General features: G+C 61.0%; 9 protein-coding genes and 1 tRNA gene. 1 reads left to right on the top strand and 9 read right to left on the bottom strand.

Annotation, left to right across the window (positions count from 1 at the left end; all coding sequences use genetic code 11):
- Window positions 1–22 precede the first annotated feature (22 nt).
- The 7 genes from qhpG to ACR0IR_RS00020 all read right to left on the bottom strand — a co-directional run bounded on the left by qhpG (window position 23) and on the right by ACR0IR_RS00020 (window position 11,550).
- Window positions 23–1,462, bottom strand: coding sequence for a flavin-dependent monooxygenase QhpG (qhpG, locus tag ACR0IR_RS00050; RefSeq protein WP_170365177.1), 1,440 nt, complete (start codon window positions 1,460–1,462; stop codon window positions 23–25).
- An 11-nt stretch (window positions 1,463–1,473) separates the two neighbouring features.
- On the bottom strand, window positions 1,474–2,781 hold the full coding sequence (locus tag ACR0IR_RS00045) for a radical SAM/SPASM domain-containing protein (protein ID WP_170365179.1): 1,308 nt from the start codon (window positions 2,779–2,781) through the stop codon (window positions 1,474–1,476).
- Window positions 2,778–4,535 carry a ferritin-like domain-containing protein gene (locus ACR0IR_RS00040; protein ID WP_170365182.1) on the bottom strand — a complete coding sequence of 586 codons (1,758 nt, stop codon included), beginning with the start codon at window positions 4,533–4,535 and terminating at the stop codon, window positions 2,778–2,780. Before ACR0IR_RS00040 ends, ACR0IR_RS00045 begins: the two co-directional genes overlap by 4 nt.
- The gene (locus tag ACR0IR_RS00035) at window positions 4,528–6,228 is read right to left on the bottom strand and encodes a hypothetical protein (RefSeq protein ID WP_170365183.1); all 1,701 of its coding nucleotides are present in this window, start codon (window positions 6,226–6,228) and stop codon (window positions 4,528–4,530) included. The genes ACR0IR_RS00040 and ACR0IR_RS00035 overlap by 8 nt, the downstream gene beginning before the upstream one ends.
- Window positions 6,229–6,272: 44 nt before the next feature.
- Window positions 6,273–7,832: an FAD-binding oxidoreductase gene (locus ACR0IR_RS00030; protein ID WP_170365185.1), complete on the bottom strand. Its 1,560-nt coding sequence runs from the start codon at window positions 7,830–7,832 to the stop codon at window positions 6,273–6,275.
- A 123-nt stretch (window positions 7,833–7,955) separates the two neighbouring features.
- Entirely contained in the window at window positions 7,956–11,270 is a 3,315-nt protein-coding gene (locus ACR0IR_RS00025) for an adenylate/guanylate cyclase domain-containing protein (RefSeq protein ID WP_170365187.1), read from the bottom strand.
- 204 nt (window positions 11,271–11,474) lie between these two features.
- Window positions 11,475–11,550 (bottom strand) — tRNA-Trp (locus ACR0IR_RS00020).
- Between the two features lie 144 nt (window positions 11,551–11,694).
- Here ACR0IR_RS00020 and ACR0IR_RS00015 point away from each other — a divergent pair.
- A complete protein-coding gene (locus ACR0IR_RS00015) occupies window positions 11,695–12,399 on the top strand; it encodes a lysophospholipid acyltransferase family protein (RefSeq protein WP_170365189.1) in 705 nt (234 codons plus the stop codon).
- Here the strand turns inward: ACR0IR_RS00015 and ACR0IR_RS00010 are convergent, their stop codons facing one another.
- The gene (locus ACR0IR_RS00010) at window positions 12,400–12,663 is read right to left on the bottom strand and encodes a hypothetical protein (RefSeq protein WP_170365191.1); all 264 of its coding nucleotides are present in this window, start codon (window positions 12,661–12,663) and stop codon (window positions 12,400–12,402) included.
- A gap of 177 nt (window positions 12,664–12,840) precedes the next feature.
- Window positions 12,841–12,926: EF-Tu C-terminal domain-related protein (locus ACR0IR_RS00005; protein ID WP_217359872.1), on the bottom strand; the 86-nt coding region annotated here is incomplete at its 5' end.

Raw genomic sequence — 12,926 nt, 5'->3', positions numbered from 1 at the left:
GGGACATTAGGCCATTCGCCAGTCAAGGGGAACCGCGATTGCGCCGCAGCTCACCGGCCGGCACAAGGATTTTGGTGTGCCAAAGCCACCGCAGGACCTGTGCCGCCGAGGTGGGTCCGATGCGGCTCGACCATCGCTGCAAAATATCGGGCACAGAGAGTGGGTCGCGCAGATCGGATATCAACGGCGCCAGCTCGGCCCCCGCCAGCGAGTGGACCGGGCGCGGCAAATTGGGGTGGGTCAGAATCTCAGACTGCAGAACATATGCGTCGCCTTGCACACCGCCCTGTACCAGCTTCGCCTCCGGCGACAGGCGAAGCACCTCACCCTTGGACAACTCGGCGTTCTGCAGGTCCGCAGGCGGGCGGCGAAGCCAGTCCAGCGGCTGCGCGCGCTGGCTCCAGAACGGCCCAGAGGAGACCTCGTGGTGACGTGCATAGAATGCCGCCGCCAATTCGGCGTGGGTTTCGACGCGTTCGCGCTGTCGTTCCGAATAGAATCCCAGCGCGATGTTGGTGTCGCTGGGCCGGGTCAGAATCGTGTTCGCAACCACTGCCGCCTGCATGGCCTGCGCCATAGACAGTTGCACCCCTTGCGATGACAGCGCATCGACCGAGAAACTCGCTTCGCCCACACGCAGCAGATCATCGGCGGGCGGTGTCAATTCACATTGGCTGCTGGCATCACACCGGCGCACCGGGCCCATTCGCGCCTGCTCCAGACAGCCGGCCAATAGAGTCGATCGTGCCAGAAGGTTCAGATACAGATCACGCCGGGCTGCCGGCGACAAACCAGTGCAATCCGACGGGTCAATGAAAATGCAAGCGTTGACCGTACCATCCGGCTGTGCTGCGCCCCAATACCAATGGGCATCACCAGCCTCCACGCGGGCCTGCGTGCCAAAACCCGGAGGGGCTTGCCAATAGGCATAGAGCGCCGTCAATGGCGCTGAGGCCGGGCGGAACCTCCGACCCAGTCCCGCATGCTTGCCCGCCGCATCCACCAAAAGGTCGGCGCGCAGCCGGCCTTTTCCCTGCGCCGTCAGGATCGGAACCTCCCAACCGGCGCCGGTGCGCCGTGGTCGATAGGCGCGTGCGCGTTGCAACACACGAACACCCGACTGGCGTGCAGCGTCCAGCAGGATGGCATCGAACCGGCCGCGATCCACCAGAAGGCCCGGATCGTCAACTGGCTCACCTCTCCTTTCAAACGCCCCGCCCCACATAAGGAGGGAACCCGACGATTGCAGGAATCCCGCAGCTTTCATCGCATCGTCTACACCCAGAAACCGCAGAATGGGCCAGATGGAGGAGGGAAGTGACTCGCCGATGTGTGGGCGCGGAAAGGTGGCGCGTTCCAGCAGACAGACCCGTCGCCCCAGCTGTGCCAGCCGCATCGCCGTCACGGCCCCGGCCGGACCACCGCCGATAACGCAGATCTCGGCTTCAATCTCGGCAGCCATCCGCTGCGCCCTCAGTCCGAACGGCGGGCAGCATCGCCGAAGAAATCCGGGCGGGCAGCCGACAGCCGGACATAGGCCTGCAGGCAATAATCCAGCCAACCGCGGATATAATCACATGCCGGGCGGCCACGATGAATGACCTCGTGATGGCAACCGCCACCGCACATGTACCGTGCCCAACAGGTGTTGCACGGCGATTGGTTGTGCACGTGGCGCTCGGCCAGCCAGGCTTCTCGCCGCGCATCCGGGCCGTCATGGACGTTGCCCATCGCGGCCACGTCATCCTCGACGAAGCGGTGGCAGGCGAACAGATCGCCATCCGCCGAAACCCCGAAATACCCGCCACCGGCTCCGCAAGCGTAGGGCCGGTGCGTGCCACGGTGTACCTCGTGCATTGCGGCTGCCATGTTCGAGAAGGGAAAGCGGAGGCCCTGAAGCACAGCGTCTTCGAAAGCCCGTCCGCAGCGGATCATCTGCGAAAGCAATTCGGCCATATCCTTGCTGCTCATTTCTTCGCGCCCGGTTGGCGAAGCCAGCATGGGTGAGAACCCGACCGAGTGGAAACCCAAGCCGATGAATTGGCTCAGGGTCTCAGGCAACTCGAGGTTGCGCGGTGTCACGGTGACCCGAGCACCCACCTGCATGCGATGCTGTTTGTCCAGCAACGGCTGCACCTTGCGCAGAATGGTGTCGTAGCTGCCGCGCCCACCCTGGTTGGGGCGCAGCCGGTCATGTGCCCTGCCAACGCCATCCAGACTGATGGTGACGGCAAAGGCGTGGTCTTCAAAAAACTCAGCGTCTTCCCGGCGCAGCAACGTGCCGTTCGTCGTGATCGAAAAGCCCACATCCACGTTGTTGCGTTGCGCTTGCTCAGCAGCATAAATCGTCGTTTTTCGGATCAGGTCGCGATTGATCAACGGCTCGCCTCCCAGGAAGGCCAGATTGATCCGGGTGCCGGGTTCCGAGTCCATGATCAGCCGATCGACCGAGGCTTTCGCGACCTCCCATTCCATACTGCGGGCAGGACCACCAAAGCTGCCCTGCGAGGCATAGCAATATGTGCACGCCAAGTTGCATTTCTGCGCAACCGCCAGCGACAAAGACCTGACCGACATGCGGCGCGGCGGCGCGTCGTCAATGAACGGCACACCATCAAGGCCCATCTGCGACAGAAACTCTCGCTGTCCTTCGGCGGCCATACGGGCGAAGTGATCCGCCGTTCCGTCGGGCACGTCGAACACGCGCGAGCCATCTACGGCCAGCATGTGCTCGCCCAAGGTCGTTTCGAAAAAATGCACCTCGGCAGATGGGTCGGTCATGTCTCGACCTCGGGCCAGAACGGGATACCGACACCCTTTTCCGCCAAGGCTTCACCGGCGACCCGAAAGCTTTTCATCGTGTCGCGCACCTGCTGGATATACTCCTGCGTTTCGGTAAATCGGTTCTGAGCCTCGTTTTGATAGGCCTGTTCCAGCCCAGCGGTGATGCGGCGGAACAGATCCAGTGCCTCTTGCGCCTGCGTTTCCGAGCCTACTTGGATCGGGCGCAGATAGGCAGGTGTGCCACGGCTCGTTTGGTATTTGGCCAGAACGTCCTTCATCTGGCGGAACCGCAGAAAATGCTCGTCGCCGTCGGTGTCGATCCGCACGGCCAAAGCATACAGGCGCCGATCGGTAAACGCCTTGTGTTCCAGTGTCGCCACGCACTGCGCATAAGCGCGGTCGATGAATCCGTCGGGGCGTTCGATCTCGATGAAGTCGTCGATGGCCTCGGGCGTCAAGGGGCGCAACGACCGTGGGATGATCCGCTTGGGTCCGATGGGCAGTGCAAGCGCGGGCGTCAGGACTGGCGTGTAATCCTTGCCCTGCAACGACCACAGCAACTGATTTGCCCAGCGCATGTGGGTCATCTCGCCAATCGCAACTTCAAGCAGGGCGCGCCGAGCAAAGATCAAATCATCCTTCAGCGTTGGCCAGCGCTCGGAATCGACGGTTTCGGGATCGGCCAGCGAAAAATAGGCATAGAGGTACTGCAGGCTGAGCGTCATCTCCATCGGCGCCAGACGGGTCTGCAGGTCCTGGACCATCGCCGCAACGCTTTCATACGGTTCTACACCGGGCAGGTCCGTGTCGGCCTCATAGACTTCGCCGGTCTCGCGTCCCTCGACGACGATCGGCAGGTCGCTCCACATCTGGTTGACCTCGTAGTGGTCGATCTGGAACGGGCGGTTCTGTTCGACGGTATTCAACGCCGCCACATTGCCCGAGGGCGATTTGTCCGAACGCAGCCAATCGAGATAGGTTTCTGCCACAACCGGATCGTCGGGCGCACCAGTCGGCAGGCGGTTGTCATGCGGTACTTCGGCAGTGACCACATCCGGGTGGTTGGATGGCCAGTAGTGGCAGCCGCAATCCCGAAAGTCGTGCGACCAGGGATTGCACAGGCTTTGCGTCAGCTCTCCGGGGTCGTAGGCCGTATCGAACACGCCGGCTTCGGTGCGATACTGCCGGCGGTATCCGTGCAGGACGACCGGCGGTGCGTCGACGACACCGTCGTGATTGCGCCGCTCCAGTGCGATGGTCACCGGATGGTCGTCGCCGCATTCAAGGCTGCGGATGAACCGCCAGACCAGCATGCCGTCGTAGGGTTTGCCCTTGTCATCACGGAACGAGATACGTCGACCGCCTTGTTCGACCCAGGCCAGAAACCACCGGCCGCTGGACAGCTCGGCGCCGATTTCGCCACGATAGGCGTCCAGCAAATCCTGCACCCAAGGTGCCGAACTGTCATCGGGCAACATCGGATCATAGAAATAGTCGACATAGACCAGATGAAACCCTTGCGTGTTTTCGGGTGCTTCCGGAACCGGGTTCAGCGGGACACGTACGGCATTGAAAACCAGTCCCGGAAAGAACCGGCGATCGAGGTCGCGTACGTCCATTTCCAGCCCCGGAAAACAATTTCCGACCGACCCGTCCAGCCGGGTGTTGTCAGGGTTGCCGGGCACCTTGTAGGCCGCACGGGCCGTCAGGTTGCGAGGTTTGATGCGGATCGGCGCTGGTTTGTCAGACATCCCGAGACTCTCCTACCGGTTCGGTTTCGGGCGCGGGCGGGTGCGCCTCGAGGTAATCGATGAAAGACATCACCAGATGGTACTGCCGCCGTGACAGCGAGAGCGGAAAATAGTTTGAATCCCGCATGTAGGGCGGCATGCGGGCATCGTGCATCATGTCGCGCACGATCCGCGGGTCGCGGAAGGCGGGATCGGGTGTCTGGTCAGGGTTCGGGTCCTCTTCGAACTCGGCCAGAACGCCAAAGGGCGGGCGCATCAATCGCCGCACGAAATCAGGCCTGCGGCGCAGAAAGTCCAAAAGGTTTTCCTCATCGATCAACTGCTCGTGCACAAACTTGGTGGCGACCGTATAGGGCAGCTGTTCATTCGGGACCGAGTTCGAAAAGACCGAAATCGGCTGTGGGCGGATCAACTCGTCGATCTTGTCGGGCGGCACCGCGTCCTTTTCCGTCATCGATGCCGCATCGGTGGACGGCAGGCCCGGTGTGGGTGCGATATTGGTCTGCGCCTGAAGAGAGGCATTGTCCTTGAGGCCCTGTGCCCGGATGTCATCCAGATTGATCAGGCTGTTGGTCTCGAACGCCCTTCGGAAGATGTCGACCACTTCGGTTTTTGCATCAACGTAGTTTTCGGCGGTGACCGAGATCAACGACATGTCGCGATCCGCCAGATCGTCTTCGAGGCTGTAGAAAGGCCGGCAATCCGGTGCGAAATCCGGCGGTCCGGTGAAGATGCGCGCCCGGGCGACCAAACGCTGACCGCGAACAGCCAGCGTGGCCTCGATCGTTCCATCACACGTGTCGTCAACCACCCCCCAGGACTGATCGTTGCCCACCCGTGCACCATCATAACTGTCATGCGGTTCGGGATCGTCAGACAACCCCGACATCATGATCCACTTCGACCACGGCGTGTCCGGGTTCAGGATGCGGTTCTGGGCCGGCACGATCTCATGAATCCGGCCATATTCCGATTTGGGCGGGTCATTCTTGTATCCCGGAACAGCAAGGGTTGCGGGACCGAAGGCGGCGTCGGGCGGGCCGTATACCTCGCCCTTGGGCGGAGTGAACCGCAAACGTAGAAGACTGCGGTCCACCATCTCGCCGGGCACCGGCTCGTCCGTCCCTTGGACCGGGCGGACAACCCGCACCGAGCCCAGCGGGATCGGGTTGTGTTCATAGACCAGCGGTTGCTGTTCCGACGTGTGCGGACTGAAGGCCAGCAAGGGTTTGGGAGTAAAATCCTCGGCCGCGATCTCGACCCGTGTACGAAACCCGCAGGCTGCATCTCCGGTGCGGCGCGCGGCTTTCTGATTGCCCACAGCGACCGTGTAGCGGATGTTCTTCAGCGACAGCCCCTGCCCTTCAAGAAGGTTCAGAGTCACAGGAGTTTCATAGGCCTCGCCGGTTTCAGCATCGAACATCCGCGCCCACAGTTCAAAGAACGGCGCGACCGGGCGCAGGGCGCCGGTGCCTTCATCCCGAAATCGGATCTTCCGCGGGTCCGGCAGGTAGGCCGAGACACTCCCATCCTCGTTTTCCCGCAAAGTCACGTTCGAGCGTATGACCGTCTTGTTGTTGCCATGCGCGTCCAGATCTTGCTGCCATTCGTAGCTTTCCAGCGGGGTCTCGCCCGGGCCAAGCCTGGCAACGGCCATCGGCGGCAGAAAGAAGATTTCCTGTATCGTGTCCATGCCGGGCGCTCTCCAGTTTGGCCATGCCGGTCCGCAACCCGTTTTCAGGGGTACGAATAGCTTTGATAGGTAATCGTCGGGTCCGAGAAGAACGGAGTCGACTTGTCCCGAATGATGTCCGGCGGAGCGTCGTCCGGAACCGGAGAAATACTCTGCTGGTAGTGAAAGAAGTTCTGTGGGTCGAATTTCTGCTTCACGAACAGAAGTGAGTTGAAGTTGTCGCCCCAATAGAGCCAACGATAGTTCAACTGAGTCCGCCGCGGATAATTCTGATAACAGCGGTCGATAAAGAACCCCTCGTCCGTCATCATCTGCATGAACCTATCCAGCCACGGGACCACGACGTCTTTCTCATCCTCGGACAACCAGAACACGTCAACGTAGAAATTCATCGACACGTCGCGGTGAATGAAGGCGTTTCCCTGTTTGCCAACCGGCATTCGGTTGATCGCCCCGCCATACGGCTCGATCGCCGCGGCCCCGTAGGCGTTTGGCGTGCTGTCCAGATAATCGACGACCCTTTGCCATTCATCTTGTGACAACTGGCGGGCGATGTACCCGCCCTGCTTGTCTTCGCGGGCTTGATCCGGGACCACCGGGATGTCGTATTTCTCGTCATACAGCCAGGAATTGATCTGCTGGTAGGTCCCTGTCTTGCTGTTTTCCATGTGGCCGCCAATGGGTTCGTCCAGCAGCGGCTGGATGACCCGACGCCCTTCGTCTTCGGGCCCGTGATATAGGGCCGAGACCAAAAGAACCTTCTGGTCTCCTTGATACGCAAGAAAGATGTAGGCCCCAAATTTGTCCGAGAGTCCGTCCTTCATGTAGTTGGCTTGCAGAAACTCCAAAGCCTTGGCAGCCCTGTCCAGTGGCCATTTGATATGAACGCCCCAGACTTCGTACAGGTTGTGCAGCTTGAACCGGATTTCCAGAAGCACACCGAAATTGTTGCCGGTGCCTCCCCGGATCGCCCAGAAAAGATCGGCGTTGGTCGTGTCATCCGCGATTACGATACTGCCATCCCACAGCATCACCGTCACGCCCAGGACATTATCGCAGGCCATTCCGAACAGGCGCGACGTGAACCCGTATCCTCCGCCCATCATGAATCCGGCCACGCAGACATCCTGACACGCGCCACCCGGCACGTGCAGATGATAGGAATCCAGCACCGAGTTCAGGACCTTGAACGGGGTACCGGGGCCGACATAGGCCATCGGGGTATCTGGATCGACCGTCACGTAACACATCCTGCTGGTATCCAGCACCATCGCATTGTTGACCGAGTACCCGGCCGTACTGTGCCGGCCCGATCGGCTGACCACCCACAGATCATGGGCCCGCGCGAAGGCCAGACTGGCCCGCACGTCCTGAATGGTTTCGCAATAGACAATGATTTCCGGGTAGTCCTGAAAGGCCGGGTTCCAGAGCTGACGATCCGTGTTGTAGTTCGGATCCGTCGGCAAAACGACCGATCCAACGAGGCCTTTTTCAAACTCCCGTATCTGCTCGGGCGTAATCGGATGATAGCGCTGCAGCGACAGGTCCGTTCGGCTGGAGGCGACCCGATCCTTGGCCAGAATGGTCTTGCTTATCTTGCGCATGATGGACGCTCCCTTGGCATAACATGCAGAACGCGCAGGGAAAAAACACTGCGCGCACGTATTACGGTCTTTCCATCAACCCATTTCTGCCCGTCCCAAGCTGGCAGAAAGCTTCCGTGCCGGTCAAGAGATCGTTTCAAGCAATGCCCGGGCTTCGAGCAATTCCGGGATCTCGGCCTTTGGATCGAAACGATCCAGAGCATCGGACAGCCATGGCCCCGGCCGCCCCCCGGTTTTGGATACGCGGCGCGTCAGCTCAACGGCTGCGCGCAATTCGAACAGGCTGGCCCCGCATTTGCGCGCCTCGGACACCGCCTGTTTGAGCATCGGTTGGGGATCTTTCCGCTCATGATCGTCAAGCAGCGAGCGGACCCTGAAAACCTCGGCATCGGCCCAGCCTTCGTCGGTATCTTTGCGCCAAAGTTCGGCCTGCGTCAGCGCCTGCTTGGCGGCCTTGAGCCCCCCGGCACGCACCAGAAGTTCCGCGATCAGCGAAAGAAAGAAGCTTTTGTAGTTTCCGGCGCCACTGGACCACCAGTCATCCGACGCCTGCCGTAGGGCCGCGATGTGCTCGGCGTCCGGGGTCCGGTGCGCCCGTGCCCAACTGAGCCACATGCGGGCCGTGATCGACATGAAGGCCAACCTGTGCTCGCGAGATATCTCCTCCAGCGGTGCGACGGTCGCGATCAGGGCGTCGATATCGCGGTGCAACAGATGGACCATGCACGTATAGGTCAAGACCTGGGCTACGCTGTGCGCGTGTTGCAATTCATTGGCCCAGTCCAAAGCTTGCGCCTGAACCTTTCGCGCACGGGCCGGCTCACCCATCAGGCTGTAACAGACCCCCAGGAAGCCAGCTGTGATGGCCGCATGGTCGGTGCCATAGACATAGGCCAGCTTCCCATGTGTTTTGAAATCGTAAAGGGTCCAGGCCTGCTCAAGGTGCGCTCTGGCATCGGTCAGATTGCCGATGTGCAGTTGTACGGCCCCCATGGCGCGGTGCCCTACCATCCGGTGCTCGGTCCGGCCGCTGACTTCGGCCAGGTCCAGGATCTGGTCCGCCACCTCACCGGCCAGGCGGTACTCGGCCCGCACAAGGTGAAACGCATAAAGCCCATTGAGAACCGGGAAAAGGCGTTCCGTCTCGCGGGCCCGACGGCACAGCTCGCGCAGCCGGCCATAGGCCTCGCCTGTCGCTTCGCCTGCAATCCCGTCAGTCGAGCGCAAGACACCGGCCCGAAGCACTTGCAGGTCAATCTCGCGCAAGTCGCGGTCGCGGCTTTTCGGCAGGTCTGAGACAAGACCGAGCGCCTTGGACAAATGGGTCAGTGCTTCGGACAGGGCCGACCGCTCGATCGCTCTCTGACCGGCGTTTTGCCAATGAGTAACGGCCTCTTCGGGGCGATTTGCCAGCGTATAGTGCTGGGCCAGAACTTCGGGCTGGGTCTGTGCAAGATAGGGTTGCTGGTCCAGCAATACACCCGCAGCCTGGTCGTGCAGGACCTGCCGCTCGGATCGCAGAAGGCTGTCATAGGCCATGTCCCGGATCAGAGCATGGCGAAACAGGTATTCGTCCTCGGCCCCGTCCGGTGGCCGCTGGATGATGCCCGCCATGGCCAATTGTTCCAGGCTGGCCTGCATCGAGGCTGCCGGCAGCATGGAAACCGCCGCAACCAGAGCCACCGAAAAGCGTCGCCCGAACACCGCACCGGTCTGCGCCACGTCCTTTGCCATACCCAGGCGGTCGAGACGCTCCATCAGCGAATCCTTGAGCGTGCTGGGCACCGACAGCGACGGCAGCGGACCGCGCAGTACATAGCCATCCTCGGTCAGCCGCAATTGGCCGGATTCCAGAAGGCCACGCGTCACCTCCTGTACAAAGAGCGGGATCCCGTCGGTCTTGGCGGCAATCAGGTCGCAGACCGGTCCCGGCAAAGGTTTACCCCCCGCAACATCCGTGACGATTTCCGCCACCTCGGCATTCGACAATCGGGTCAGGGGGATGTGCAACGTGTTGTGGTGGTGCCCCCAGCTGGGGTCGAATCCCTGCCGGGCCGTAACTACGATCAGAACCGGCAGGTCACGAATCCGCTCGATCACCCTATCCGTCAGCGAAAGCGTGGTCGGGTCCACCCAATGCGCATCTTCGAACAGCAACAGAACGGGTTTGCTTCGCGCCATCGACACCAATTGCTGCGTGACAGCTTCCAGCGTCTTTTCAAGCTTGACCTGCGGCGGCAAGTCCAAGGGTCCTAGTGCATCATCGGCATCGATGCTCAACAGATCCGCAATAAGGCGCTGTTGTTCGGACGTCAGATACCGCAGCAGCGGCAGAAGCTTGTCCAGCTTTTGGGCGTCCGTATCCGCCGGCGCGAACCCGGCGGAACGTTCCAGTTGCTGCACGATCGGATACAGAGCACTGCTTGAGTGCAGCGGCGAGCATTGAAAATTCAGACGCAGAATGTCCTGACCCTGCAACTCGTGCGCCAACCCTTCGATCAGCCGCGACTTTCCGATCCCCGCCTCACCCGAGATCAGAACGGATTGACCCGCCCCGTGACTGGCTTCGTTCCACTTGTCGCACAGCTTGCGAAACTCGGAGCCGCGCCCGATCAGGCGGCCGGAACCCGCTTCGGGATTGATCTCGAACCGCCGTTCGATCCGTGCGGCACCCTCCACGGTCCAGGCCTGAATCTCGTCCGCAAACCCCTTCAGAACATGCCTTCCGGCATCCTTCAGTCGAAAAGCGCCCCCGATCAGGCGGCGCGTCGAGGGGCTGATGATTAGCGAATTTGGTTCGGCCAGCCCCTGCAGGCGGGCGGCCAGATTCGGCGTCCGCCCCATGACCACGTCGTTTTCCCGCAACCCGTCCCCATAGATGGTGCCGACCACCACAAGTCCCGTGGCGATTCCGATCCGCGCCTGCAGCTCTTCCTTTCGGTCGATCGCAGGCAGTTCGTCCAAAATCTGCAACCCGGCCTCGATCGCGCGCGAGGCCGCATCCTCCTGCGCGTGCGGATAGCCGAAATAGATCATCGCACCATCCCCCATGAAACAGGCGATGTGACCACCGAATTTCGAAACGGCGGTTGTGCAAGTCTCTTTGAATCGCCGCACCAGCTCGCCCAGATCTTCCGGATCCAGGCGCTCGGACATTGCCGTTGAACCGACGAGGTCAACGAACATGACCGTCAATTGCCGGCGTTCGGCCACGATTTTGCCCTGTCGGCGAGTGTGCACGGCGTCACCGGCCGTGTCCTGGGCAAAACGCGCGGTTGCGGCAAGCAGGCGACGTCTGGGACCCAGCGGCAGCCCGAGATCGATCAGATCATGTTCGGACAGATGAACGAGGTCGGACAAGGCCACTTCTGCCGCAGCGAAAGCGGGGGCGTATTTGGACAGCCCCAACTTCTCCAGAAAAGCGGCGATATCCGTCATTTCTCCCCCAACGGCCTGTCCAACGCCGGTTTGTTTTGGCTCGGTCCACCCCGCGCAGATCGCGCGTCGCGAACCGTGGCCCGTTCACTATCCAACTGACTGAACAGCCTTTTCGTTCTTTACCCGCACGTCAAGAGGTTTGGCGAACCAAACCGGCGCAGCACGGTTGACCGTGGAGGCAGCATTGCTGAATTGCTTGGAGAATGGCAGGGGCAGCAGGGTTCGAACCCGCGACCTACGGTTTTGGAGACCGTCGCTCTACCAACTGAGCTATACCCCTGTGGTGCGCCATCAGATATGCCAGCGGCGCGACGGACTCAAGAGGCTTTTTCAGTTTCTCGGGCACATATGCAATCGACAAAGAAGTTGCGTGCGTCGTGCAGTTCTATAAGACAAGGTTCGGCCCACCGAGAGGAAATTACCCTTGAGCCTTCGCAAGAAGATTGCCGACAGCGAGACGACCCTGAACTGGGCCGCGCGCCGCATCGCCAGCTACATCAGGATGGTCCATCGCAACACCAAATGGCAGCGGATCGGCTATGACGAACTGGACAAACTCGCGGAACAGAGCGAGCCGGTCATCGTCGTGCTGTGGCACCAGCGGCTGGCCCAATCGCCCTATTTCTTTCCGCTGGAAAAAGGGCGCATCTGCTCGATCACATCGGCCGCGCGCGCCGGCAGCATGGTGGGCCGGGTGCAGAAGCTCTTCGGCATGGACACCATCGCCATGTCCAGCCACAAGCGTCACGTGGCCCTGTCGCGTGAAGTGCTGGGCAAGATGAAGCAGGGGATCTCGATCGGCATAGCTGCCGACGGTCCACGCGGCCCGGAACGGGTGTGCTCGACCGTCCCGCTGGTCTGGGCGCGCAGCTCGGGCAAACGCGTTTTTGGCATCACCTATTCGGCCCGCCATGGCCGTGAGGCGGGCACCTGGGACCGGCTGCTGCTGCCGCGCCCCTGGCGCAACGAAGGCGTCTTCCTTTGCCGCGAATGGACTGAGACCGTACCCCGCAAGGCGTCGGAAGAGCAGATCGAGCAACTGCGTCAAAGCCTCGAGAAGCACATGAATGACATCACCGCCGAGGCGGATCGTATGGTCGGTCGCGCCCCGTGGGAACCAAAGCTCTGATCAGCCCGCCTGCTTTCCGCCAAAGTCACGGCGAAGGGCACCGGTTTGCTTGCCCCCAAGCCTTCTGCGTTCCCGAAAAAAATCGCTGACGGTGCAGTCGACTTCGTGATCATCATCGCTGAGAATGGCGTCGCGCATGTCTTCCAGGTCCTTGTTGTGAAGGATTTGCGCCCCGTAATTCAGAAACTCAAAGCCAAACATCGCGTCCTCCTGCTGTTCGGGCATTCTGCCGAGCGTGCACAGGTCGCTTTCGGCGTTGCACATCAGGTAGACATTCAGCTTCTGGAGCAGATGGGCGGAAGGTTAAGATTTCTCAAGCCGAGGGTCGGGGGCACTACCAAATCGAAAACAATGGCAGACTTGGAACCGTCTGAGCGGCTTCCCAATAAGAAAAAGGGCGCCCCAAGGGACGCCCTTTCAATCAATATGCGCTGATGCGCCTTACTCGATGATTTTGGACACGACGCCTGCGCCGACGGTGCGGCCGCCTTCGCGGATGGCGAAGCGCAGACCGTTTTCCATGGCGA

Source organism: Ruegeria sp. CF2 (genome assembly GCF_056537385.1).
Note: the sequence above shows the minus strand (reverse complement) of the source record. Positions and strands in the feature narration are given on the sequence as shown.